This is a genomic window from Flavobacterium sp. CSZ (genome assembly GCF_015350725.1).
Taxonomy (GTDB): domain Bacteria; phylum Bacteroidota; class Bacteroidia; order Flavobacteriales; family Flavobacteriaceae; genus Flavobacterium.
Window position 1 is genome coordinate 1 of record NZ_JADKPQ010000037.1, and the last position, 26,687, is coordinate 26,687.

21 protein-coding genes are annotated in these 26,687 nt (G+C 35.0%); 11 read left to right on the forward strand and 10 right to left on the reverse strand.

Annotation, left to right across the window (positions count from 1 at the left end):
• Positions 1 to 31 precede the first annotated feature (31 nt).
• The 9 genes from IRZ78_RS25440 to IRZ78_RS25480 all read right to left on the reverse strand — a co-directional run bounded on the left by IRZ78_RS25440 (position 32) and on the right by IRZ78_RS25480 (position 10,033).
• Complete coding sequence (locus IRZ78_RS25440; RefSeq protein WP_194620295.1) at positions 32 to 796, reverse strand: SDR family oxidoreductase; 765 nt, start codon at positions 794 to 796, stop codon at positions 32 to 34.
• Between the two features lie 211 nt (positions 797 to 1,007).
• Positions 1,008 to 1,733 (reverse strand): SDR family NAD(P)-dependent oxidoreductase, encoded by a 726-nt coding sequence (locus IRZ78_RS25445; protein ID WP_194620297.1) that lies wholly within the window; start codon positions 1,731 to 1,733, stop codon positions 1,008 to 1,010.
• Positions 1,734 to 1,920: 187 nt separating this feature from the next.
• On the reverse strand, positions 1,921 to 2,844 hold the full coding sequence (locus IRZ78_RS25450) for an AraC family transcriptional regulator (RefSeq protein WP_194620299.1): 924 nt from the start codon (positions 2,842 to 2,844) through the stop codon (positions 1,921 to 1,923).
• A 115-nt stretch (positions 2,845 to 2,959) separates the two neighbouring features.
• Positions 2,960 to 3,523 (reverse strand): 2'-5' RNA ligase family protein, encoded by a 564-nt coding sequence (locus IRZ78_RS25455; RefSeq protein ID WP_194620301.1) that lies wholly within the window; start codon positions 3,521 to 3,523, stop codon positions 2,960 to 2,962.
• A gap of 152 nt (positions 3,524 to 3,675) precedes the next feature.
• Positions 3,676 to 5,046 carry an alginate export family protein gene (locus IRZ78_RS25460; protein WP_194620303.1) on the reverse strand — a complete coding sequence of 457 codons (1,371 nt, stop codon included), beginning with the start codon at positions 5,044 to 5,046 and terminating at the stop codon, positions 3,676 to 3,678.
• Positions 5,047 to 5,049: 3 nt separating this feature from the next.
• Entirely contained in the window at positions 5,050 to 6,837 is a 1,788-nt protein-coding gene (locus IRZ78_RS25465; protein WP_194620305.1) for an amidohydrolase, read from the reverse strand.
• 87 nt (positions 6,838 to 6,924) lie between these two features.
• Positions 6,925 to 7,614: a hydrolase gene (locus tag IRZ78_RS25470; RefSeq protein ID WP_194620307.1), complete on the reverse strand. Its 690-nt coding sequence runs from the start codon at positions 7,612 to 7,614 to the stop codon at positions 6,925 to 6,927.
• A gap of 230 nt (positions 7,615 to 7,844) precedes the next feature.
• Positions 7,845 to 8,159 (reverse strand): hypothetical protein, encoded by a 315-nt coding sequence (locus IRZ78_RS25475; RefSeq protein ID WP_194620309.1) that lies wholly within the window; start codon positions 8,157 to 8,159, stop codon positions 7,845 to 7,847.
• Between the two features lie 842 nt (positions 8,160 to 9,001).
• Entirely contained in the window at positions 9,002 to 10,033 is a 1,032-nt protein-coding gene (locus IRZ78_RS25480) for an AraC family transcriptional regulator (protein ID WP_194620311.1), read from the reverse strand.
• A gap of 107 nt (positions 10,034 to 10,140) precedes the next feature.
• Between IRZ78_RS25480 and IRZ78_RS25485 the strand changes: the two genes are divergently transcribed.
• The 3 genes from IRZ78_RS25485 (at position 10,141) to IRZ78_RS25495 (ending at position 15,305) form a co-directional block, all read left to right on the forward strand.
• Positions 10,141 to 12,534, forward strand: a complete 2,394-nt coding sequence (locus IRZ78_RS25485; RefSeq protein WP_194620313.1) for a TonB-dependent receptor — start codon at positions 10,141 to 10,143, stop codon at positions 12,532 to 12,534.
• A gap of 24 nt (positions 12,535 to 12,558) precedes the next feature.
• The gene (locus tag IRZ78_RS25490) at positions 12,559 to 13,797 is read left to right on the forward strand and encodes a DUF4374 domain-containing protein (protein ID WP_194620315.1); all 1,239 of its coding nucleotides are present in this window, start codon (positions 12,559 to 12,561) and stop codon (positions 13,795 to 13,797) included.
• Between the two features lie 74 nt (positions 13,798 to 13,871).
• The gene (locus IRZ78_RS25495; protein ID WP_194620316.1) at positions 13,872 to 15,305 is read left to right on the forward strand and encodes a PepSY-associated TM helix domain-containing protein; all 1,434 of its coding nucleotides are present in this window, start codon (positions 13,872 to 13,874) and stop codon (positions 15,303 to 15,305) included.
• 177 nt (positions 15,306 to 15,482) lie between these two features.
• Here IRZ78_RS25495 and IRZ78_RS25500 read toward each other — a convergent pair whose 3' ends face one another.
• Positions 15,483 to 16,409, reverse strand: a complete 927-nt coding sequence (locus IRZ78_RS25500; protein ID WP_194620318.1) for an alpha/beta hydrolase — start codon at positions 16,407 to 16,409, stop codon at positions 15,483 to 15,485.
• A 464-nt stretch (positions 16,410 to 16,873) separates the two neighbouring features.
• On the opposite strand from IRZ78_RS25500, the gene IRZ78_RS25505 reads away from it, so the two are divergent.
• The 8 genes from IRZ78_RS25505 (at position 16,874) to IRZ78_RS25540 (ending at position 26,650) form a co-directional block, all read left to right on the forward strand.
• Entirely contained in the window at positions 16,874 to 18,346 is a 1,473-nt protein-coding gene (locus tag IRZ78_RS25505; protein ID WP_194620320.1) for an MFS transporter, read from the forward strand.
• Between the two features lie 86 nt (positions 18,347 to 18,432).
• A complete protein-coding gene (kduI, locus tag IRZ78_RS25510; protein WP_194620322.1) occupies positions 18,433 to 19,272 on the forward strand; it encodes a 5-dehydro-4-deoxy-D-glucuronate isomerase in 840 nt (279 codons plus the stop codon).
• 5 nt (positions 19,273 to 19,277) lie between these two features.
• The gene (locus tag IRZ78_RS25515; protein WP_194620324.1) at positions 19,278 to 20,069 is read left to right on the forward strand and encodes a gluconate 5-dehydrogenase; all 792 of its coding nucleotides are present in this window, start codon (positions 19,278 to 19,280) and stop codon (positions 20,067 to 20,069) included.
• Between the two features lie 23 nt (positions 20,070 to 20,092).
• Positions 20,093 to 21,499 (forward strand): glucuronate isomerase, encoded by a 1,407-nt coding sequence (uxaC, locus tag IRZ78_RS25520; RefSeq protein ID WP_194620326.1) that lies wholly within the window; start codon positions 20,093 to 20,095, stop codon positions 21,497 to 21,499.
• A 97-nt stretch (positions 21,500 to 21,596) separates the two neighbouring features.
• Complete coding sequence (locus IRZ78_RS25525; RefSeq protein WP_194620329.1) at positions 21,597 to 22,619, forward strand: sugar kinase; 1,023 nt, start codon at positions 21,597 to 21,599, stop codon at positions 22,617 to 22,619.
• A 10-nt stretch (positions 22,620 to 22,629) separates the two neighbouring features.
• Positions 22,630 to 23,301, forward strand: a complete 672-nt coding sequence (locus IRZ78_RS25530) for a bifunctional 4-hydroxy-2-oxoglutarate aldolase/2-dehydro-3-deoxy-phosphogluconate aldolase (protein ID WP_194620331.1) — start codon at positions 22,630 to 22,632, stop codon at positions 23,299 to 23,301.
• Positions 23,302 to 23,505: 204 nt separating this feature from the next.
• On the forward strand, positions 23,506 to 24,948 hold the full coding sequence (locus IRZ78_RS25535; protein ID WP_194620333.1) for a tagaturonate reductase: 1,443 nt from the start codon (positions 23,506 to 23,508) through the stop codon (positions 24,946 to 24,948).
• An 88-nt stretch (positions 24,949 to 25,036) separates the two neighbouring features.
• Complete coding sequence (locus tag IRZ78_RS25540; RefSeq protein WP_194620335.1) at positions 25,037 to 26,650, forward strand: altronate dehydratase family protein; 1,614 nt, start codon at positions 25,037 to 25,039, stop codon at positions 26,648 to 26,650.
• The last annotated feature ends 37 nt before the right edge of the window (positions 26,651 to 26,687 follow it).

The window sequence follows — 26,687 nt, forward strand, 5'->3', positions numbered from 1 at the left end:
TAATAATTTATAATTCAGAATTTATAATTAATTAAAGCATCATTCCGCCAGAAACCTCAATACGCTGAGCGTTTACCCAACGTGCTTCTTCGGTACATAAAAAAGCAACAACACCACCAATATCGTCAGGTAAACCCACTCTTCCTAAAGCAGTAACAGATGCTATTTGCTGATTCATTTGCTCATTATCACGAACAACACCACCGCCAAAATCAGTTTCAATAGCTCCTGGAGCAACAACATTTACCCTGATTTTTCTTGAACCTAATTCTTTTGCCTGATATTTTGTCAAGGTTTCAATTGCCCCTTTCATAGCGGCATATGCAGCATAACCCGGAAATGAAAAACGAGCCAGACCAGTAGAAATATTCACGATTCCGCCACCATCATTGATGCTATTCAACGCTTTTTGAGTAAGGAAAAAAGGTCCTTTAAACTGAATATTGGTCAGTTGATCAAATTCAGCTTCTGTTGTTGCAATGAATGAATTGTGAATTCCAATTCCGGCGTTGTTTACAAGAAAATCGAATTTATCGGTTTTAAAAATACTTTTTAAAACTTCTGAAACGTTGGTGAAAAAAGTATCAAAAGTACCTGAATCAGCCACGTTTAATTGTAATGAAGCTGCTTTTTGTCCTAATGCTTCGATTTCTTTTACAACAGCATCAGCTTCGTCTTTTTTACTGTTGTATGTAAGGATAACATCAATTCCTTTTTTTGCAATTGCGATTGCCATATTTTTTCCTAAACCTCTGCTACCACCTGTAACAAGAGCTATTTTTGTATTTACTGCCATTTTATAGTTGTTTTTTGAATTAAAAATTAAGAATTAAAAATTTGGGTGAAAAATTAAACACATACTAACATAGAATTTTTAAGATCAATAAGAGTTTAAAAAAGAAACCAGTTTCTAACACACAGCTATATGAAGTAAAACAAATCAAATGCCTTTTTTAAGTTCCGGGAAACTATGTTTCTATGTGTTTAAATTATTATGTTCAATGAAATTAATTCGAATGCAATGCATTAAACGATGCTTTTAATTCCGCAACACTTGCATTTATTCTCGTTGCACTGGTTCCAAAAGTAAGTTCGTCTTTTCCTTCTTTTAATTGTTCGAAAATAGATTCGATAAAATCACTCACGCTTGGATGTGCGTCGTGTAAACCAACACCTCCCAAATCTGTATTTAGTGCTGGTGGAATAATCTCGATTACTTCAATATTTTTTGCTTTCAGAATATGACGAAGTGATAATGTAAAGGAGCGAAAAAATGCTTTTGTAGCCGAATAAACAGGAATTTTAGCAAAAGGAGAAAAAGCCAATCCGGATGTTACATTCATAACTGTATTTAGTGAGTTTAACTCAAGTAAAAGAGATGTTAAATGTAAAGGAGCCTCAATATTGGTAGCAAGTTCTGTTTTCATGCTTTCATAAAAGCCAGCATCTGTAACCGAGACCCATTTTTGAATTCCTGCGTTATTAATTAAAACATTTAAATCAGGATGATTCTCTGCAATCCATTGATATAAAGCTAGGCGTTCAGCTTGGATTGACAAATCGCATACTTTTGTAATTACGGTTGGGAATTTTGCTTTTACTTCACTTAAAACAGATTCACGTCTGCTGCAAATAATTACAGTATTGTTTTCCTGGATAAATCTTTGGGTTAGCCCAAGTCCGATACCGCTTGCACCACCTGTTATTAGAATTTTGTTGTTTGATAATTTCATCTTTTTCGATCTTTTAAATTGATAAGACAAAGGTAGGAGCCAAGTAGGGATAGGGAATTGTAAATATCAAATCGATGTTTGCGAAATTCAAATCAGAGTTGTGAAATTCCAATTTTTAAAATTCCAAATTCCAAAAACGTTACGTTAAACTTTTTAAAAGTCGAAGACTTTTAAAAAGTGCTAAAATCTAACTCCTAAAAGCCAGTGGGGTAAATGTCGTTTGTTTTTTAAAGAAATTAGAAAAATGCGCCAACTCTTCAAAACCCAGTGAAAAAGCAATTTCAGAGATGTTCCAATCGGTTTGTCTTAAAAGTATTTTGGCTTCATTTGTTAATCTTGTGGTGATTAGCTCGGTGGTAGTTTTTCCGGTGTTTTCTTTTAAAACTTTATTGAGATGGTTGACGTGAACAGATAATCGTTCTGCAAAATCTTTGGCGGTTCTTAGTTCTAATCTTTGGTTTGGAGATTCAATAGGAAATTGCCTCTCCAGTAATTCGGCAAATAAAGAGGAAACCCTAGCGGCCGAATTATGTTTAGAATATAAAGCGGTTATAGGCTGTAATTTTTGTCCAAAGTGAATTAGTTCAGCCACATAATTACGAATCAGATCGTATTTGTAGATATAATCTGAATTGATTTCTTTTTGTATTTTGTTGAAAATCAATTCAACTTCTGCAACTTCTTGATCTGTAAGCTGAAAAATGGGATAACCGTCGGATGCAAAAATAGGCAATTCGTCCAGATCAATTCCACTTTTGTTTTTGGATAAAAACTCACTTGTAAAAACACAAAACTGCCCAGACTGGTTGGTGTCTTGCGGCACATAATTGTAGGGGATTTTTGGGGTAGCAAACAAAAGGCCTTGTTTTTCGATTTCGATTATTTTATCGGCATACTCAGATCTGTTTTTTCCTCTGATCAGACTTATCTTATAATACGCTCTTCGGTCATAAGGCATTATTGATTTTCCCTGCATACGTTCTAAAAGCTCCTTAATGTCAAATACATTAAAATGCCCAATTTCTTTTTTGATGTCGTTGGGTAGTAATGAACTTGGTTCGATTGAAGAACCTTCGGTGATGTCCTGATAAAATGAATCGAGTGATTTCATATTTGTGAATTGTAAAATTCAAATATACGAAAATTAATAAAAAGTTTTTTTAGTTTCAAGTTCTTTGCTAGAAATCACTAGCGCCCTTTGCGTAAAATCTTTGCGAACGTTGCGTTTAAAAAAGGCTCCCTTGAATTAATTCTGGCTGAGGATTACTGCCAAAGGGGAAAGTTTCTAAGATAAAATATTGCCTTTTAATGGGATCAAATTCTCTTAATATAATGGCATCACATAAAAACGCCATACTAATTGTAGTGAATAAATCACGGGCAATTTGGATGTTTTCGGGTGCTAGATTTCGTCCTATTGAAATATGAGGATCGTCGCTTCTGTCTTTACTGGCAATCAGAAGTGCTTCCTGAATTTTTTTCATCATAGGTTTTAAGTCTGCTTTAGAATTTTCACTTGGGGATATAAAGAAAGCCCGACTTTGCTCATAAGCGTCAAAATGATCTAAATGAATTTGAACAGGAGTTAAAGTGTCAGCGATTTTAAAAAGTCTTTTTACGTACTTAGCAAGTTGATTTTCATTTGCTTTAAATCCACCAATTGTAATATGCGCCACAGAATTGCAGCTGCCGTACCATCCAATTCTATTGAATAATTCTAATTTTAGTTTTTTGATTACCTCAATTCCATCTTCTGAAGGATGAAAAACAACAGAATATTTCTTTTCCATTTTTACATGTGGTTTTATGCAAATTTAAAATTTAAATTTCATTGTCAAATCCACATAAAAATAATCTTCGTCCAGAATGGATTAAAATCCATCCTACAAAATAAATCGAACCTGCGGTTCTTTAAGTTGCTTGTGTTTTTATTTTATTATTATTAAAATTTAAACTGCGCTGTTAGAGCCCCATAAAAATAATCTTTTCCTCTACCAACCTCTTTTAAGAATGAACCTGCATTAAACCAACCGGTTTCAAGTGTAAAAGAAAGAAAGTCATTCATATCATAATCTAGATTTGAGATCAATTGAGATCCTATATAACGTTCTCTCGTACCTTTACCTGAATATAAGAGTTGCATGTTTGGCGCGTATAAACCATCACTTGTATTCTGTCTCCAAAATATGTCATAATCGATTCCCAGAGTAAATTTTTCAGTTAGGTTAAAACTAACTGAAGGATGAATATCAATTAAATTCGATGGGCCAATTAAGGCTACTAATCCAAAATAAGCGCCTCTTGGATATAAGGGATTAAAGGTTTGTAAATGATTGTCGTCTGCATTTTTATCCCCTGAAATAATTTCTGTCTTTAGACCAATTTCGGGACTGAATTTTATGTTTTCAAAAGTATAACAGGCAAAAGAGGAAATAGTCCAGGCGGAAATTGTTTTCTCATTTATTTTTCCGAATTGGTAAAGCGATTCAAAATCGTATTTCCAGTTTCCTTTTGTTTTCCAGATTCTGGTTCCAAAAGAGTGTCTGGTTTCTTCTCCCGTAGCATCATCAAAAACTGCGCGGCTTTTCCATAATCCTAAATAATACAAATCGATATTCTCAATAAATGGTACTTTATGAATCACAGTATAGTTTCCCCAGAACTTGGCATTTTCATTGAATTGATCATTAAAGGTTCCGGTTTTGTTCGCGATTGGATGAGTGAAAAAGGCGTCTGTCTGCCAATTTTTATTTTTATAAAACAACTTGATTGCGTCAAAAGCAAGTCGGCTGTTTGGGCCTTCGCGAACAGCTACCAAACGCTGTGAACCGTACATCATTTCCTGTCTTCCCAAGCGTAATGTAAATTGCTCGTTTTTATTATCGATAAAATCAATATCTAAAAATGCCTGATGAATGTCAAGTTGATTTTCATCTACAGGACTCGGGTCTATTTTACTGTTTGCCAGACTGCTTTGCAATTCAAAAAATGTTCTGAAAGCACCTAAATGAATATCGGCATGAAGCAGATAACGGGAAAGTAAATAACCGTCGCCTTCGTCAGATTCATCGCCCCATTTGTCATTTACCGTGTAGGTGTATTGCCATCTGGCTTCCCCGCCAATAGAGGCGAAGTAACTGCTATTTTTACCAAGGGGAATATATTTGATTCTCTGGTACGCATTTTTGGCCGAATCTGTTTTTAAATACGTAACATCATCATCATACCGCAACTTTTGAAATACAGGATTTTGTTGTGCATTTGTGGCTGAAATGAATCCCAAAAGCAGCAATAATTGCAATAGTGTGTTCATAATTTAGTTTTTTTGATATCCACCAAAATAGTTTACAGGACTCCAATCCGGAATTGCTTTTGGTGTAGGTTGTGCAAAGGTTCTAAAATCATCATCTGCATAAACTACTTTACCGTTTACAACTGTAAGTTTCGATTCGATGTCTAAAATTTTCTCTTCAGAGGTATTAAAATAATCATCAGAAAGAATGGCAAAATCGGCTAATTTATCTGCTGTGAGCATTCCTCTGTCTTTTTCAATATTGATTAATTGTGCACTTCCGTAAGTAAATAATTTTAGCGCCGTTGTTCTGTCTGCTATATTTTCGTCATTCATATATTTTAAGCCACCCAGTGTTTTTCCTGTAGTCAACCAATATAAACCAACCCACGGATTGTAACTTGCCACACGGGTTCCGTCAGTTCCCATTCCTACTTTAATTCCTAATTCTAATATTTTCTTTAGCGGAACTGTATTTGCAGCTGCTGTTTTGCCATATCTTTTTATGAAACTTTCTCCCTGATAGGCCATTCTGTGCTGAATTGCCAATCCACCGTTCAGCGCTTTTATACGTTTTAAGTTTTCTAGAGAAACCGTTTCTGCGTGATCAAAGAACCATAAAAGTCCGTTTAGGGGAGTTTCTTTGTTGATCTCTTCAATAACATTTAAAAATCGGGTGATGCTTTCGTTATATGTGGCATGAATTCTAAAGGGCCATCTGTTTTTTACTAACAAAGACAAAACTTCTTTTAATTGTCCTTCCATTGCCGGGCTTAATTCAGGTCTTGGTTTGTCGAAGTTTTCAAAATCTCCGGCGCTCATTACCAGATTTTCTCCTGCACCCTGAACATGATATTCTACTTTGTCAGAATGATGATCATCGTCACAGCCTTCGCCAATTTCAACAGTCTGCATCCATTTGGTATAATCGTTTAGTTCTGTTCCTGCTTTTTGGGCAAACAAATAATAAGGCATTCTAATGGTTAAATCGCTGTCTTTGCATAAAGCGTTTGTCACGCCGTAATCGTCCGGAAAATTTTGAAATCCGCCTCCTGCATCCATAATTGCCGTTACGCCAAGTCTGTTCATTTCGCTCATAAATTGTTTGGTCGAATTGAATTTTTCATCTTCGGATAATTCCGGAAGTTTAGCAAGCGTAGAGTACAAAATAAAAGCGTTTGGTTCTGCAACTAATAATCCGGTTGGATTTCCGTTTGCATCTTTTTCAATCAATCCCGCATTTGGGTTTGGTGTATTGGCATCTATTTTTAAGGCTGCTATTGCGGCTTTGTTCAGATAAGCGTGACCGTATAGATGAAGAATAAATGCTGGAACATCCCCTGTAGCTTGATTAATTTCTTCAAGAGTTGGTAATCTTTTTTCTTCAAACTGATAGGCATTCCATCCCCCAACAACTCGAACCCATTGTCCTTTAGGGGTTCTTTGTGCTTGTTCTTTTAGCATTGCCAAAGCTCTTTTAAGAGAACGGACACCATCCCAGCGCAACTCGGTATTAAAGAATCTTCCACCGCGGATAATATGCATATGCGAATCGAATATTCCGGGAATAATTACTTTTCCTTTGGCATCAATTACAGTTGTTTTTTTGTTTTTTAGTTTTAAAATCTCCCTGTTTTTTCCGGTTTTAAGGATTTTTCCATCGGCAAGAGCCATTGCTTCTACAATCGTATTTTTTTCATCTAGTGTATGAATTACAGCTTGGTGAACGATAAGTGTGGCTCTTTTGCCTTGAGCGAAAATCGATAAGGAAAGTAGAAGAAGTAAAGCGGATATTATAATTTTTGGTTTCATAATCTGGTTTTTGTTAAGGGTTTGGATAAAAAAAGGCTGTGAGAGTATCACAGCCCTTAAAAGAACCATTGATGAAGAATTTATAAATTAGTGTTTCAACATTTCGTGAGCGTACTGAACACCAACACCATAAGCACCACCATATTTTTTAACTAAATCAGTTACTGGTACATAAGTTTCCTGACGAGCCCAGTCGCGTTGTAATTCTAATAAATATTGTAATGAAGTTACAGGATGAGCACCAGCCTGAACCATACGGGTTACGGCCATTTCGTGTGCTTCTTTAGAAACATCACCACTTGCATCTGTAATTACATAAACATCATAACCTTCGTTGATTGCTGATAATGCTGGCCCAACAATACAAACACTTGTCCACAGACCTGCCAAAACAAGTTTCTTTTTACCTTTTGCTACTATAGCTTTATGAGCAGGAATATCTTCCCAGGTGTTCATTGAAGTACGATCGATGTAGTTTGAAGTAGCCTTTGGATAAAATTCTTCTATTTCACGAAAAACCGGTCCGCTAAATGATTTTTCTGCAACGGTTGTTACAATGGTAGGAACTTTGAATATTTTTGAAGCTCCGGCAACTAAAGCGGTGTTGTTACGAAGTTGATCAATTGGAATGTTATTTACTGCAAATGCCATTTGGCTTTCGTAATCAATAAGTACCAGTGTGTGGTTGAAAGGATCTAATTGCGCCGGACTTGGTTTTTGAGCGAATCCAATAAAAGTTACAAATAATAATGCTGCGGTAAGGATTAATTTTTTCATGATAATTTATTTTTGTTGTGAATAAAAAGGTTTTTTAAAAATATTTTGTATTTGATTTTCAGTGTTTTGCATTCAAATTAAATGCTTTGTTTGTAATGTTTTGATTTTAAAGGTTTTTTCAAAAAAGGCAATAAAGTTCCTCACGATATATCGTCAATTTTTTATTGGATAGTCGTCAATGAAATGTTTTAAAGCTTTTTAATGAATTTTAAAAAGGAAAATTCTGGTACCTAAATTTTTCCTTTTAGATGTAGTCGGTGAAGGATTTCTGATTTTAATAAACCGCTTCCTCCTCCAAAATGTTCAATTACTTCGACTTGGGGTTGTTGTTCCAAGCAAAAAGAAGTGAACTTTTTCTCGACATGATCTTCGATTCCGGAACTCAACAGAACAATGTCGATTTTGTGATTTTGAAAGTATTCCTGAGCTTCATTCTCGTGATCAAAAGCAACTGCATTCCAGTTCTCATCTGCATTTACAAGTCGAAGTAAAATGGCCAGGATCGCTTCGTTTTTTCCAAGTAATAAGAATTCAAGAGTTTTCATAATCGTTTTTTTTTTTTAGTTTCTAAGACACTGAGTTACTAAGTTTCTAAGTTTTTTTAGGCTTTAATTTTTCAGTTTTGATAGAACTTGTAATTTGTTTTACAAATGTATTGGCTAATTAAATTGTTTGGCTTAATCTAGGACAAGAAATATAATTTTCTATAATTTGATCATTTCAGGATTAAGACTACAGCTTTTTTAAGAACTAATAATTTATTTGACAAATGTATTGGTTAACTCAAAAAGCAGGGCTTAATCTAGGACAAGAAATTAATCTTTACTCGAAGTATGTTTCTCAGGCTTTAGATTCAGGCTTAAAAAGAACGATTCATTTATTTGACAAATGTATCACTAAGCTAAAAGGTAGTGGCTTAATCTAGGACAAGAAATTAATTTTGAGTTTTTGAAAGCTAATTTTGGAGTGTAAGGGGTAGGATTTCTATATCGCTTTTTTAAGAAATAATAATTTTAACAAAAAAAGTTTAAGTTATAATTGTTTGAAAAAAGAGGCGTAATGTCAAGTAAAACAATAAATTAATATTGAACGAATATAAATAAGAGAAAAAAAGATTCTCCAAATGTGGAAACCCGTAATGTTTTCTCTAAAGTAGCTTGTAGATTTGTGTTATAGAAATTGATATAGGCGTTGTTTTTGCCTTTTTAAACAGCATTTGTCAATTCTCTATGTTACTGTTTTTGGAGAAACATTTTTTTTTAGAATGAAAATTTGACACCATTTCATAGTGGATATCTTTGTATAAGTTTGCAAGACATACGGGAAAGTCTAAATTTTTATAGGGTTTTTAGATTTTGTTAATCAAAGTCTGAAAACCCTTTTTTTATTAGCTTAATAATAAAACTCCCGTAATCCAAAAATGAATATAGTCCCAATTGATTTTAAACTTTTGAGGTGAAAAACCATAGAAATTTTTAAAAGCTGCCGAAAAGTGAGATACATCTTTATACCCACATTTATATGCTACATCACTAACTGTCGAGGCTTTATTTTGGAATAATTCTTTGGCATGTTCCATTCTGAGTTTAATAATATAACTTTTTACAGTAGTTCCAAAACAAGCTTTAAATCCTTTTTTTAGCTTAAATTCATTTAGGGAAATCAACCTTGAGAGTTCTGCTAATGTTGGCGCGTGAACATAATCGTTGTCTAGTATTTGTTTGGCTTCTAGTAATTTATGGTAATCGTATTTGTCAATTTGATCTTTTTGTACAGGTATGGTAATGATTGTTTCGAGCTGATGTATAAGGAGTTCTTTGATTTTAGTTTCGATATACATTTTTTTTAGAGCACCCTGACGCTTGCAGTTCTTTATTTCGTGAATCACCCACTGAATTGCCGGGGTAAAGGCAATATACTTTGAAGTAAGATAACTCGATTTTTTAAGCAGGATATTTTTTGAAAATTTCTCATGAAGTTCCCAATCTTCATTGATGATGTTGTAATAAAAGTCTTTTGACAAGATGATAGAGAAATAATTAATTTGTTCAAAGGCAGGTATTTTAATAGTTGCTTTATACTTTGTAGCGTAAAATATATTATGAGTATTTTTTTTTGAATATTTTTCGGTCTCTAATTCATCAATATGGGTCTGGACATTATTGCAGCAAATAAAATTCATCACTACAGATTCTTGATCAATTTCAAAAATGATGGTTTGAGGCGTTGAAAAGAGCATCTGTGTATCGAGCAAAACCATTCCCTGGGTGATTAAATGATGGCTTTTAATTTGTTCTGCGTCACCATTTTTTATATTGACATTCTCCTGTGTTAAATAATTTTTTGGATAATGAGTGTCACCAATTTCAATTTGAATAAGTGACTTTTCGTGCGCTAAAATTTTCGATTTGATCTTCAAAATATAATCCGTTTTTACAAAATAATAATCCGTTTTTCCCTATCTTTTTTCGAGTTGTAGATGGTACTTTTGCGCCAAAGTTATTTATAATTAGTCTAATTAAAGATATGACAACTCACAAATTTTTATTTTTTAGTATATTTTTTTTCTTTTCGGTCTTATCGCACTCCCAGCAAAATCAGGGTTTCTCCGTCAGTGGAGAGGTAAGGGAAAATTCCGGACAAACAATTCCTTATGCCACAATTAGTATCGAAAAAACCAACTTAAGCATGATCTCGGATGAGAACGGGAGTTTTGTTTTCAAAAATGTAAAGCCGGGAAAGTACACTTTAAAAATCACTGCAATTGGTTTTTCGAACTATAAAAAAAATATAGAAGTTTCATCCGGGGATGTCAATTTTAAGGTCCGCTTAGAAAATGAATTAAACGAATTGCAAAGCGTTACAGTTTTAGGACGTACGGCAACCGAGAAAGTAAATAGACAAGCGTATAATGTAACGGCTCTTGATGCTAAAAAGCTTCATAATACTACCCTTGATTTGTCTCATGCTTTAGACAGGGTTTCGGGTGTTCGTGTCCGTGAGGCTGGTGGAGTAGGTTCAAGATCAGAACTTTCAATAAATGGTTTCTCGGGAAATCAAATCAAGGTTTTTATTGATGGAGTTCCCATGGATAATTTTGGATCTTCTTTTCAGCTCAATAACATTCCTGTAAATCTTGCCGATCGTGTCGAAGTTTACAAAGGTGTTGTACCCATTTGGCTGGGCGGAGATGCTTTAGGAGGCGCGGTGAATATTGTGACAAACAGCAAACCAAGAACTTATATTGATGCGTCGTATTCTTTTGGATCTTTTAATACTCATCGCTCTGCTGTAAATGCCGGTTATACTGCTAAAAGCGGTTTTACCACAGAGATAAATGCTTTTCAAAATTATTCTGATAATAATTATTGGGTCAATGTTGATGCGGCCAATTTATTCTCAGGTCAATATTATCCAAATCAGCGTGTAAGAAGATTTCATGATAACTATCATAACGAAACGGTGGTTGTAAACATTGGAATTACTGGAAAAAAATATGCCGATAAATTGTTATTTGGTCTTACAGCAGGTCAAAATAAAGCAGACATTCAAACCGGAGCAAGGATGGAAAGTGTCTTTGGATCTGTTTATTCGAAAGGAAATATCCTGATGCCCACTGTAAAATATCAGGTTAAAGATCTTTTTACAAAAGGCTTGAATTTTAACCTTACGGGGAATTTTAATTTTGGAGAAGAAAAAAATATAGATACTGTATATATTAGATATAACTGGTTTGGCGAGAGCAGAAAGTTTGAAGGTTTAGGTGGAGAACGCAGCCGTACGTTACGCAAATTCAAAAACAATAACGGAATTGCTACAGCAAATGCCACTTATAGTTTAAGCGAGAGACATTCATTTATGCTAAATAATACCTTCAATACTTTTGATCGTAAAGAAAGTGATGAGTTAGTTCCTGAATCTTTAGTGTATAAACAACCTAAAAAATCACAAAAAAATGTAATAGGATTAGGGTATAAATTTGATTATAACCAGAAGTGGAGTACCTCTGTATTTTTAAAAGATTATTCCCTAAAAACGACTTATTCCAGAAGTTATAATCCATCGGGAAATACCGGAGATATTGCCTACCAGCAATATGTAGACCATACGTCTGTAGTAGGATATGGTGGGGCAACAAGTTACTATATTAGAGAGAATTTACAGGTAAAAGGATCTTTTGAAAAAAGTTACCGTTTACCAACGCCACAGGAAATTTTTGGAAACGTAAATGAAAATATTGCAGGAAATCTAGATCTTAAACCCGAGACCAGTAATAATTTTAATGCTGGAGTGAGCTACCAGACTAGTTTTAGAAAAGTAAATGCCATGACATTTGATCTGAATTTTTTATATCGCGATGCGACAGATTTTATACGCTCTGAGCTCAATATAAATCAAACCATGCAAACCAACGTCAATCAGGGACGAGTGACTAATTACGGAGTAGATACAGAGATCAGGTATTCATACAAGAACCGATTTACTGCGGGGGTAAATATGACTTATCAAAATCTTCGTAATATGACAAAATATGAACCAGGTCAGCAATATGTATCGCTTTTTTACAAAGACAGGGTTCCCAACATCCCATATTTATTTGGAAATTTTGATGCGACGATATTTTTTAATGATTTTATAAAAAAAGGAAATAATTTATCTCTAGGATACAATCTTCTCTATGTCTATGACTATTATTTGTCATGGCCAAGCCGTGGTATGCAATCTAGTAAACTCGATATTCCAACACAGTTTAATCACGATATCAATATTGTTTACACGCTTGCCGATGGAAAATACAATATAGCTTTTGAATGTAAAAATGCATTAGACAATAAGCTCTACGATAACTTTTCATTGCAAAAACCAAGTCGTGGCTTTTACCTCAAATTCAGATATTTTCTTGATAAATCACGTAAATAATTTAATAATTCAAACCATAATAACATGAAAAAAAGTAGCAAATTAATTTTGTTCTCAGCCTTAGTAGCTTTTACAACGTTCTCTTGTAGTAGTGATTCTGATAAACCCGGAAATGAAACAGGCGGTGGAGTAGACACCGGAAAAACAAAATATATAATTACTGCCACTACCGGAGCAGCAGGAATTGCAGATTATTTGTTAACGGCTGATGATATTTCTAAAGGGTCTATTACTACAACGGGTAATGGTATCGAACAAGACGGATCTTACCGTTATTACATTACAGCGCAAAACAACTTTTTTAGTTTATTATACGGACAAGGAAATCCTGGCGCGGTGACAACTTACAACCTGAATGCAGAAGGAAAGCTAATTAAGAAATCTAATTTTCAGGCAGAAACAGTACACGTTTTTACAGCTGTAAACAAGGATATTTTAACCATTAAAGTTCCAAGAAGCGGCGCGGCATCTATTGCTCAAATGTATAAAATTGATGCAGAAAAATCACTTATTACAGGTGAGGCGCAACAAGACACGAAAAAATTAGCTGGAAACGGTGAGAGAGCCTTTTTTACCTGGGCAACTCAGGTGGGCGAAAAAGTGTACATGCCTTATATGAGTATTAAAGGTGACGGAGTTGATAATTTTGGAACTAAAAACCCGGACAGTACATGGGTTGCGGTATATACATATCCGGAGCTTAAATTAGAAAAAGTGATCAAAGATAACCGTACCAGTTATTTAGGAGGTTATTTCACTAACGGATTGTATCAGGACGAAAACGGAGATGCTTACGGTTTCTCAGGAGCAGTTGCTACAAGCAATTCTGTTGTAACTTCTACCAAACCATCTGCTGTGGTAAAAATTAAAAAAGGAACTACAGAATTTGATAAAACCTATTTCTTTAATGTAGAGGAAAAGTCAGGAGGATATAAAATTGCTTCTTCCAGCTATATCTCTAAAGGAAAAGTATTACTACAAATGTATGGTACGCCAGGAACTAATAAAGGCGCTGCAAAACTGGCCATTGCGGATCTTTACAATCAAACTTTTACATGGGTAACTAATGCGCCTCAAATAATTAGTTTTACAACAGTAGAAAGATATAATCTTGTTAGTGAGGACGGTTCATCTGCTATTGTTGGTATTAATACTCCTGAAGGAAACTGGATTTATACCATCAACGGCACAACTGCTGTTGCTACTAAGGGAATAAAAGTTGAAGGTGGTCAGATTACTGCAATTGCAAAATTAAAATATTAAAATTGGTTTCTTTTGGACCGTAGGCCTTTCGGGGCTTGCGGTTTTTTTATTTATCTTTTTATACGCTACTAATTATGTTTTCTTTTTCAAAATCAAATACTAATAAGAAAAAAAGTAAAAAATCGCTTTTCAAGCGTATTATGGCCTGGTTGCATCTATGGCTCGGATTGGCTTCGGGTATTATTGTGGTTATTGTTAGTATAACGGGCTGTATTTATGTTTTTGAAAACGAAATTAAAGATTTTATCGAAGACTGGCGTTTTGTAGCCCCTCAGGAAAAAGCTTTTTTATTACCCTCGCAATTAGTTACAATTGCAGATAAAACCATGAAAGGCAATCATGCCACAAGTGTTACTTTTGGATCAAAAGAGGATGCTGCTATTGTGGGCTATTTTATCGAGAAAAAAGAAAGTAAAGACGAAAAAGGAGAAAATAAAAGAGGAGAGAAAAAAGGAAATCTTAAAAATGACACAGCTAAAAATGGGAGTGAAAAAGGAAAATCTGATCTAAAACCGCAAGGAAAAGGCAAGCACAAAGGTGAAAAAGAAGAAAAGGCCAGAAAAAGAAGAAAGGGCGTTTTTACCAGTATTTATATGAATCCGTACTCTGGAGAAATATTAAATGTAAAATCTTTTTCAAGAGGCGAATCGCCCGATTTTTTCAGGTGGATATTAAATGGTCACCGTGCTTTATGGCTACCTTATAATATAGGAAGGCCAATTGTGGGTGTGGCGGTTATCATTTTTGTTATTTTACTCATTTCAGGTATAGTGCTTTGGTGGCCCACTAAATGGATTAAGTCCATTATTAATAAAAGTTTTAAAATAAAAACAGATGCCAGTTTCAAACGCGTCAATTATGATTTGCATAATGTGCTTGGGTTTTACAGCTGTGTTTTTTTATTTTTTATTGCTGTAAGTGGATTAGTATGGAGTTTTGACTGGTGGAGTAAATCGCTATACTGGCTTACATCGGCAGGAAAACCACTAGTAGAAAGCCGTGAATCTGCAAAATCAGACACCACAAATGTTAAGACTTTTAATCTTACTACGGCTGATAAAGTTTTGTTGAAGATGAACAAAGAAAATCCACAGGCAGCGGGAATATTAATCTCTATTCCTGCCAAACCAGCAGATCCTATCGGAGCTTTTGTTTACAAACAAAAAAATACCTACTATAATATGGACAGGTATAATTTTGATCAGCAGACTTTAAAAGAGATTTCAATGAAGTCGACTTTCTCAGGAAAATATATCGATGCTAATATACCAGACAAAATACGAAGAATGAATTATGATATTCATGTGGGAAGTGTACTGGGACTTACAGGGAAAATTATTGCATTTTTTGCCAGTCTAATTTCAGCCAGTTTGCCTATTACGGGATTTTTAATCTGGTGGGGAAAACAGAAATTTGGCAAAAAAACAGCTGCGTCTGCAAAAGTTGCAACAAAAGCAATTCCTATTGCTAAATCTAAAGCAGTCTTAGAGAAAGAATTGTTAGTTTAACGTAGTGGGAATCCGTTTTTTTTATAGTTTTTGATGTTGGTTAAAAAGGCAAAATTTTATGAGTTTTGCCTTTTTTTTAATTGGATGCATTGTACCTAATTCGCAAAAACCGAATAAAAGTACCATATTTTGGTAAAGATTTCTATATGGTCAAAATAATTACACTCCCCATTGATTTTATTGGGTTAATCCTTGACTTTTAAGCCATTCTTGGCAATCTCGTGTCCAGAACTTGCTGGTATCTTTTACCCCCAGGCCAAAACCATGTCCGCCTTTTTCATACATATGCAATTCAGCCGCAACGCCATTATTTTTAAGGGCTAAGTAAAAATTGATACTGTTTTCAGGTAAAACAGCTGTGTCGTCTGAGGCATGTACCAAAAAAGTGGGCGGGGTTTGCGCCGTTACCCTTTTTTCGTTAGAAAAAGAATCAAGCAATTCCTGTGAAGGATTATTGCCCAGTAAACTCACTTGTGATCCCTTGTGTGTAATATCATTTTGCATGGATATAACAGGATAAATTAAAAGAGAAAAATCAGGACGTGCACTTACTTTAGAAGTGGTCTCATAGGTCTTTTCCTCGTAATGTGTGGCCAGGGTGGAAGCCAGATGTCCTCCGGCAGAAAAGCCTAAAATTCCAATTTTGTTTGCATCAATATTGTATTTTGCTGCATTCTCTCTCACATAGCGCACCGCTTGCTGAGCATCTTGCAATGGGCCTATGTTTTTGTTTTTCATGATCTTATCGCTTGGTAATCGGTACTTTACTACAAAAGCAGCGATTCCCAGACTATTGAACCACTCGGCTACTTTAGTTCCTTCCTTATCAATTGCCAAGTGCTGATATCCTCCGCCTGGAAATATGATAACTGCGGCCTGATTGGGTTTAATTGCTGTCGGCAGAAATATGCTTAATGTAGGAACGCTGACCTGGCTGGTACTTTGTACTTTTCCCTCCTTGATGCTTTGGTTTTCCTTATAATCTATGGCTTTAATTTCGTCCGGTATTTTATTCCATAGCGCAACAATTTTATTTTGAGCGTTAAGCTGGTTGGTGATTGCTGTGAAAACAACAAGAATTATAAAGACTTTTTTTGGGAACATTTTTTGTGATTTTTTCAATTCTATAATAAATTAGTGAAATAGTAGGCTTTCTAGCAAATAGTCAAAAATAGAAATTTTCGCCTATTTCTGTACTGGAAAGAACGTTAAAAAGCAGTTCTTATTCTCAGATAGTGCAGGGAGGGGTTAAAGGATTTCAAGGTGTTGAATCTGGTACAATTTTACCCCCTAATAAGGACAAATTTCATATGTCTTCATTTAACAATTATATTGTTTAATGTGTAATTTTGAATAGACTTTTTTGTTCTATATGTTTATTTATTTGATTATAATAATTTTTTATATAATATATTTGGAATATAAAGATTAAAAACTATATTTGTGCAATCGATTACATTATTTTAATTTGTTGGATTTGTCAGATTGATTTTTATTGTCTTTTTTGAAGAGTTAATAAGGAAATAAATAGTGCAAAGAGAACATCAATTTTATAATACAACTTTACTATGAACCAACCACAAGACGCAAGCATTACAAATCAATCCAAAAAATCTACAGGAACATACCGTTGGAGTATATGTGCCTTATTGTTTTTTGCTACAACGATCAATTATTTAGACAGGCAAGTACTCTCCCTGACATGGAGTGATTTTATCGCGCCGGAATTTCACTGGACAAACAACGATTACGGAAATATTACAGCATTATTCTCTATTTTTTATGCCGTTTCTTTATTATTTGCAGGACGATTTGTGGATTGGCTCGATACTAAAAAAGGATTTCTTTGGGCTATCGGAATATGGTCTTTTGGAGCTTGTCTGCATGCTTTTTGCGGTATTGCAACAGCGGGAATTATAACCGGAAACTGGTTTGTAGGTTTTCAAGGTGCAAAAGATGCTATAGATCTGGTACAGGACACAGGACTAGTGATTAATGTAAGTGTTACATTGTTCATTTTTGCCCGTTTTGTACTGGCCGTGGGTGAGGCAGGAAACTTCCCGGCGGCTATTAAAACTACGGCTGAATATTTTCCTAAAAAAGACAGGGCATTTTCTACTAGTATTTTTAATGCCGGGGCTACAGTTGGGGCTTTGGCAGCTCCAATATCGATTCCTTTTATAGCCAAATCATTCGGTTGGGAAATGGCTTTTATTATCATTGGGGCACTTGGTTTTGTCTGGATGGGATTTTGGGTTTTTATGTATGATAAGCCAGAGAGACATCCAAAAGTATCTGCTGCTGAATTAGAATACATTCAACAAGATGATGTGGCTGATAGTAAGTTAGTGGGTTATGTACCGGAAACTACCACAAAAGTATCTTTTGTAGAATGTTTTAAATACAAACAAACCTGGGCTTTTGCTTTTGGTAAATTCATGACCGATGGTGTTTGGTGGTTCTTTTTGTTCTGGACACCAGCTTATTTAAGCTCAGTTTACGGAATGGATTCTACACAAGCTGCTTTACCATTGTTTGTTTTATATATGATTACATTGCTTTCTATTGTTGGAGGCTGGTTACCAACTTATTTTGTAGAGAAAAAAGGAATGAACCCATACGAGGGTAGAATGAGAGCGATGCTAATTTTTGCATTCTTTCCATTACTGGCTTTAATTGCACAACCTTTAGGTTATATAAGTTACTGGATTCCGGTAATTATCATTGGTATTGCAGGGGCGGCTCACCAATCCTGGTCGGCAAATATTTTTACAACTGTAGGGGATATGTTTCCCAAAAAAGCAATAGCAACTATTACAGGAATAGGTGGACTTGCAGGAGGTGTTGGTTCTACCATAATCAATAAAGGTTCAGGATTATTGTTTGATCATGCCAAAGAAACCAATATGTCTTTTATGGGCTTTCATGGTATTGAAGCGGGTTATTTTATCATTTTCTCTATCTGTGCCGTATGTTATTTAATTGGTTGGATAGTAATGAAAACCTTAGTTCCTAAATACAGTCCGATTACCGGTATGTAATATTTGGAAAATTTTAATAGTTGAAAATGTGTTTTTTAAAGATAAAAATCTAATTTTGTGCAATCGATTACATTAAATTAAAAATTATGACAAAATATAGTTCAAGATACGCCTCAAGCCCAGAAGCAGTAAAAAAGTATGATACTCAGGAATTAAGAAATGAATTCTTAATTGATGACCTAATGCAAGCCGATGAGATTGTTTTAACCTATTCTCATTACGATAGATATATTGCCGGTTCTGCAGTTCCGGTAAAAGGAGATTTAGTGTTAGAAAGTATCGACCCGCTTAAAGCTTCTTATTTTTTAGAAAGAAGAGAAATCGGGATTATTAATGTTGGAGCAAGTGGTTCTGTTGTAGTGGAAGGAAAAACATACGCATTAGGATTTAAAGATGCTTTATATATCGGAAGCGGTAATAAAGAAGTAATTTTTAAGAGTGACAACAGCAATAATCCTGCTAAATATTACATTAACTCTGCGCCGGCTCATACTACTTACCCAACGGTAAAAGTAAGTCTGGCAGAAGCAAATAAATTAGAGTTGGGTACAATGGAAACGGCCAATCACCGTACAGTTAACCAAATGATCATTGGTAGTGTGGTAACGACTTGCCAGCTGCAAATGGGAATGACCGAGTTACGACCGGGAAGTGTTTGGAATACCATGCCGGCTCACGTACACGATCGTAGAATGGAAGTGTATTTCTATTTGGATATTCCCGAGAATCAGGCAGTTTGCCATTTCATGGGACAACCACAGGAGACAAGACATATCTGGATGAACAATCATCAGGCAGTAATTTCTCCACCATGGTCAATTCACTCAGGATCAGGAACCAGTAATTATACTTTTATCTGGGGAATGGCAGGAGAGAATTTAGATTACGCAGATATGGATGTTTGTAAAATCACAGATTTAAGATAAAAACTATGACAAGTTTATTTGATATAAAAGGAAAAATTGCCCTGATTACAGGAAGTACACACGGACTGGGACTGGCAATGGCAAAAGGATTGGGTGAGGCTGGCGCGACAATAGTGGTAAATGGGAATTCTTCTCAACAAAAAATTGATCAGGCCGTGGCATCACTTAAAAATGAAGGAATAAATGCAGTGGGGTATAAGTTTGATGTCACTGATGAGAAAGAAGTTATTGCCGCTATAAAAAATATTGAAAGTGAAGTAGGACCTATCGCTATTTTGATTAACAATGCGGGAATCATTAAAAGAATTCCGCTAATTGAAATGGAAGTAGCCGATTTTAAAGAAGTAATTGATATTGACCTTGTAAGTCCCTTTATTGTTTCTAAACATGTTGCTAAAGCAATGATTGAGAGAAGACAAGGAAAGATAATCAACATTTGCTCAATGATGAGCGAGCTGGGCCGTAATACTGTTGGGGCGTACGCCGCTGCAAAAGGCGGACTAAAAATGCTGACTAAAAATATGGCAACAGAATGGGCAAAATACAATGTTCAGATCAACGGAATCGGACCTGGTTATTTTGCTACTGAACAAACAAAACCTATCAGAGTTGATGGTCATCCCTTTAACGATTTTATCATTAGCCGTACTCCGGCAGCAAAATGGGGAGATCCGGGTGATTTAGCCGGAGCTGCAATATTTTTATCTTCTAAAGCCAGTGACTTTGTTAACGGTCACATTTTATACGTAGATGGTGGCATCCTGGCCACTATTGGCAAGCCATCAAACGAAGCATAATTCTCAATTATATTTTAAAAGACATGAGCGCAAATAAGACATTTATAAACGATAACTTTTTACTTGAAAATAAATTTGCTGAAGAGTTGTACCACAATTATTCAAAAAATCAACCCATAATAGATTACCATAATCATTTGAATCCGCAGTTTATTGCGCAGGATAAGGTTTTCGACAATATAACACAAGTTTGGATTAACGGAGATCATTACAAATGGCGTGCGATGCGTACATTGGGCATCAACGAGCAATTTGTTACAGGAAATGGTTCAGATAAAGATAAGTTCTTAAACTGGGCAAAAACGGTTCCCTATACTATGCGTAATCCTTTATATCACTGGACACATTTAGAATTAGCCCGTTATTTTGATATTTATGATCTACTGAATGAAAAATCAGCAGAAAAAATATATATCGAAACTACAGAGAAAATTAATTCTCAGGCCTACAGCACTCAAAACCTGCTTAAAAAAGTAAATGCTGAATTGGTTTGTACCACAGAAGATCCAATTGATAGTTTGGAGTTTCACCAGAAACTGACAAACAATCCTATTGGAACCAAAATGAGTACGGCTTTCAGACCCGATAAAGCCATCTTAATTTCTAATGATGGTTATAATGCATATCTGGACACATTAGGGGATGTGTCCGGAATTGCAATTAATACTTTTGCTGATTTACAGGCTGCACTAAGAAAAAGAATTGAGTTTTTTAATGCAAATGGCTGCAAATTAAGTGATCACGGTTTGGATCAGATTTATTTTGAAGAATTTACCGAATCTGAAATAAATGCCATTTTCCAAAAGAAAAGAGAAAACAGAATTATAACGCCCCAAGAAGCTTTAAAATTCCAAAGTGCTGTTTTATTGTTCTTGTCTGAAACCTATCATGAGTTGGGATGGGTACAGCAGTTTCACTTAGGGGCATTGCGTAATAATAATGCGCGTATGCACAGAATTTTAGGACCTGATACAGGATGGGATTCTATAGGAGATTATCCGCAGGCGCAAAAATTATCCAGTTTTTTAAACGCACTGGATAGTAAAGATAAATTAACTAAAACAATTATTTACAACTTAAATCCTGCTGATAACGAAGTGATGGCAACCATGATTGGAAACTTCAATGATGGAAGCGTTCGCGGAAAAGTACAGTTGGGATCAGGATGGTGGTTTTTAGATCAAAAAGATGGAATGACCAAGCAATTAAATGCCCTTTCAAACATGGGATTAATTAGTTGTTTTGTGGGAATGCTCACTGATTCAAGGAGTTTCTTGTCTTTCCCAAGACACGAATATTTCAGACGTATTTTATGTAATCTTTTAGGAGACGAAATCAAACGCGGCGAATTGCCAGAGGATATGGAATGGGTAGGGAAATTGGTTTCAGACATTTCATATAACAACGCAAAAGATTATTTCAAATTCTAATTAAATACTAACCGCAAAGCCTGAAAAGATTTAGCAAAGGTCCGCAAAGTTTTTAAAAATCTTTAATCCTTTTAATCTGTGGCAAAACAATATTAATATGAGTAAAGTAGTTGCATTCGGAGAAATTATGTTGCGTCTTTCCACAGAGAGACATTTACGTTTTTCACAATCTACAGCATTTGGCGCTTCTTACGGAGGAGGCGAATTTAATGTTTGTGTGTCTTTGGTGAATTATGGCCTAAAGGCAGAATTTGTAACAAGATTACCTGAGAATGAAATTGGCACCTCGGCATTAAAAGAAATGCGAAAAATGAACGTAGAGTCTAAAAACATAGTTTATGGAGGAGAACGTTTAGGGATTTATTTTCTTGAAACCGGAGCGGGAACACGTGGCAGTAATGTTGTTTATGATCGTGCGCATAGTTCGATGGCAACTATTCAGAAAGGTACCATTAATTGGGAGAAAGTCCTGGAAGGTGCAACATGGTTTCACTGGAGTGGAATTACCCCGGCAATATCAGAAAGTGCTGCCGAGGCTTGTTTAGAAGCTATTAAAGTAGCGCATAAAAAGGGAATTACTATTTCATGTGATTTGAACTACCGATCAAAATTATGGCAGTATGGCAAAACTCCAAGTGATGTTATGCCCGAAATGCTAAAGTATAGTAATGTTATTTTAGGAGATATAGATACGGCGTATTTCATGTTAGGAATTCCTAAAGTAAACCCGAATTATCAGGATGAGAAATCACTTCCTGTTTTGTATAGTAAATTGTTTGATGTAATTCCGAATTTAAAAACTGTAGCCACTACATTGCGTTATTCTGTAAGTGCTTCACACCAGAGAATTGGCGGTATTTTATTTGACGGAAAAGCAATTTATCAGGCAGCTTTAAAAGAAGTTACACCCGTTGTAGATAGAGTAGGTAGTGGAGATGCTTTTATGGGTGGACTGATCTATGGGTTGCAGCAATATCAAAATAATAACCAGAGAGCTTTAGATTTTGCAGTAGCGGCTTGTTGCTTGAAACATACCATTGCAGGGGATTATAATCTGGTTACTTTAAAAGAAGTTGAAAATATGATAGATGGAGATGGTTCTGCATTAGTATCAAGATAATTAAGAAAAGATGGCAAAATATTCAAGAATTGAAGTGGCTTTACAAATGAAAGAGAACGCAATGGTTCCGCTTTTTTTTCATTCAGATATAGAAGTAAGCAAGAAAGTATTAAAGGCATGTTATGATGGTGGTGCGCGATTAATGGAGTTTACAAGCAGAGGAGATTTTGCTCATGAAGTTTTTGGAGCTTTAAACAAATATGCTTTGGCTGAACTGCCTGGAATGATGCTAGGTGTAGGTTCTATAACTGATGCCGCTGCAGCTTCATTGTATATGAGTTTAGGAGCTAATTTTATTGTAACCCCGGTTTTTAGAGAAGATATAGCCATAGCTTGTAACAGGCGTAAAGTACTCTGGTCACCTGGTTGCGGAACACTTACTGAAATTGCAAGAGCAGAAGAATTAGGATGTGAAATCGTAAAATTATTCCCTGGAGATATTTACGGACCAGAATTTATAAAAGCAATAAAAGGGCCATGTCCGTGGACCAGTATAATGCCAACAGGAGGTGTTTTACCAACCGTAGAAAGTCTGACCTCGTGGCTTGATGCCGGCGCAACTTGCGTGGGTATCGGATCGCAATTAATTTCGAAAGATATATTAGATAAAAAGGATTATGATGGCTTAAAAACAAAAGTAAGCCAGGTTCTGGATATCATTAAAAATATTAAAAATAAATAAGGAGTAATCATACCGATCCTTATTTGCACGTTTTTTTTAGATTTTAGAAATTGTAATTGAGCATTACACTTGAAAAATAAATTTTGTTATTCCTCACAGCAAAATTTACTTTCCTCACACAAGTGTAATGTTTCTTTTACAATGGAAGATCTAAAAACAAATAAGGTTTTAATGTGGTTATTTATAACACTTTGAAGATTTAAAATGAAACAGTTAAACAGAAAAAATACAGGATTAGAAAAATTACAGCCAATAAAAGTAGTTCAGTTTGGAGAAGGAAATTTCCTGAGAGCTTTTGTTGATTACGCATTTCACAAACTAAATAAAGAAGTTGATTTTAATGCCGGTATTGCAATGGTGCAGCCTTTGAAAGACGGTATGGTACACCTGATTAACGATCAGGATGGTCTTTATACTTTGTTTATGAATGGTATTAAAAAAGGTGAAAAAATACAGGATATTGAGTTGATCACCAATATTGTAAAGGCTATAAATCCGTATACTGAATTTGCAGATTATTTGGCTTTAGCCAAAGAAGAAGAACTTCAGTTTATTGTTTCAAATACTACTGAAGCCGGAATTGAATTCATCGAAAGTGATACTGCCGATATGCAGCCGCCAGTTTCATTTCCTGCAAAGTTGACCGTGTTATTATATGAAAGATTTAAACATTTCAATGGAGATACTTCTAAAGCAGTAACCATAATTCCTTGTGAATTGATTGATTATAACTCAGAGACGCTTAAAAAATATATTTTACAATATGTTGATTTATGGAAATTAGAGGATGAATTTAAAACCTGGTTATCAGATGCTTGTACGTATCACAGTACTTTGGTTGACAGAATTGTTCCGGGATATCCAAGAGCTGAAATTGAACAATACAATAATAAATTAGAGTATCAGGACAATTTAATTGTTGCTGCAGAACCTTTCTTTCTTTGGGCTATTGAAGGTGGCGATGCTTTAAAAGCAAAATTACCTTTTGATAAAATAGATTTGAATGTAAAAATCGTTGACGATATACGTCCTTTTAAAATGATTAAAGTTCGTATTCTAAACGGTGCACATACGGCAATGGTTCCTTTTTCACTTTTATATGGTAATAAATTAGTAATGGAAACCGTTAACGGAGATTTTACCGGAAAATTCGTAAAGAGCGTTATTGGTGAAATTAGTGAAACCCTTGATATGGACAAAAATGAAATTACAGCTTACTCGGAAGAGGTAATGGACCGATTTAAAAATCCATTTATCAAACATGCCCTGGCCGATATTGCATTAAATTCTATTTCAAAATTCAAGGTAAGGGTTTTGCCTAGTTTATTAGGATATTATAATGCTAATAAAAAATTGCCTGTTAACTTAACTTTTTCATTAGCAAGTTTAATTCAGTTCTACAAAGGAACCTGGAATAACGAGGTATTACCTGTAAAAGATTCTCCGGAGATAGTTGAAGCATTTAAAAACGCGTGGCAATTAAAAGCTATAGATTTAGTTGTAGCTAAAATATTGGCTAATACTGAATTCTGGGGTGAAGATTTAACTCAGGTAAAAGGTTTATCGGAAGCTTTAATACTGGCCTTAAATGAAATTGAAGAAAACGGAATAGAAAAAGGTTTTGCTAATTTCAGCAAACACTATTAATTGGAATAGTTTCTAAAATTCTAAGGTTTCGGGACGCATCTTAGCCACTTAGCACCTTAGAGAATTAGCTACTTTAAAAAAAACGATCATGCAAAAAAAATTAATAAAAGTCAACCCAGCAGATAACCTAATTGTCGCTTTAACCGATTTGGTGCAAAACGAACAAATTATCTTTGAAGGAACTAGCGTCTCACCAACAACTGATGTTAAAGCAAAACATAAAATCGCAGAGAAAGATTTTACAATTGGTAGTGATATTATAATGTATGGTGTTTTGGTTGGAAAGGCTGCTAAACCTATAAAAAAAGGAGAAGTAATTACCACCGAAAATGTAAAACATCAAAGTGAAAAAGTTTTTGGTAAAAACGGAAATTTAGGTTGGACTCCCCCAAATGTAGATCGTTGGAAAGACAAAACTTTCAACGGATACCACCGTACTGATGGACAAGTTGGAACCAAAAACGTTTGGTTGTTTTTTCCATTGGTTTTTTGTGAAAACAAAAATATCGAAAAACTCAAAGATATTTTCGAAAACGAATTAATGCCCAAAAAGGAAGTTTCTTATAAAAATTTGTTACGCTCTTTAATTGAAGAAAAAAGTGTAGAAGAAGTTTCGGATAAAAATTTAAATGAAAATCTTTTAGATAATGTCGAAGTAAAATTTATCAATCACCAAGGTGGTTGTGGAGGGATTCGACAAGATTCAGAATTGTTGGCAAAACTGCTTGCAGGATATGTGAACAACCCAAATGTTGCAGGTGCAACTGTTTTAAGTTTAGGTTGCCAAAATTTGCAAGTTGATATCTTTAAAAAGGCATTGAAAGAAATGAGTCCCAATAGTGATAAAGAAATTTTGATCTATGAGCAACAACAAATTGGAACTACTGATCAAATGTTTCAAATGGTGATTAAAGATTCTTATGAAGCCATTAAAAGAGCCAACAAAATTCAACGCAAGCCTGCTCCTCTTTCAAAGCTAAGTATTGGTCTTGAATGTGGTGGGTCTGACGGATTTTCAGGAATTTCCGCTAATCCGGCATTAGGAATTGTTTCAGATATTTTTGCAGCTTTGGGAGGGAAAACAATTTTGGCAGAGTTTCCAGAATTATGTGGCGTTGAGCAAGAATTGATGAACCGATGTGTGGACGAAGAAAAAGCAGATAAGTTTTTAACTTTAATGAAAGCTTTTGAAAAATCAGTTGTAGATGCAGGTTCAGGCTTTGATATGAATCCATCTCCGGGAAACATCAAAGACGGATTAATTACAGATGCAATGAAATCTGCTGGCGCAGCTAAAAAAGGTGGAACTTCGCCTGTTGTAGATGTTTTAGATTACGGAGAATATATTTCAAAACCAGGATTAAATCTTTTAAATACGCCAGGAAATGACGCAGAATGTACCACAGGATTGGTTGGATCAGGCGCAACAGTGGTTTTATTTACCACAGGTTTAGGAAATCCGATGGGAAATCCCATTGCACCGGTTGTAAAAATTTCTTCGAACACAGCATTAATTAATAGAATGTCTGATATTATCGATGTAAATGCCGGAACGGTGATTACGGGTGAGAAAACCATTAGCGAGGTTGGAGCAGAAATAGTAGATTACATTATAGAATTGGCGAGCGGAAAGGTGGAAACAAAAGCAGACCAGTTGAAACAAGATGTATTTATTCCCTGGAAAAGAGGAGTTTCGCTTTAATTAAAAGCGAACTATATAACAAAAAGCTCACTTGAAC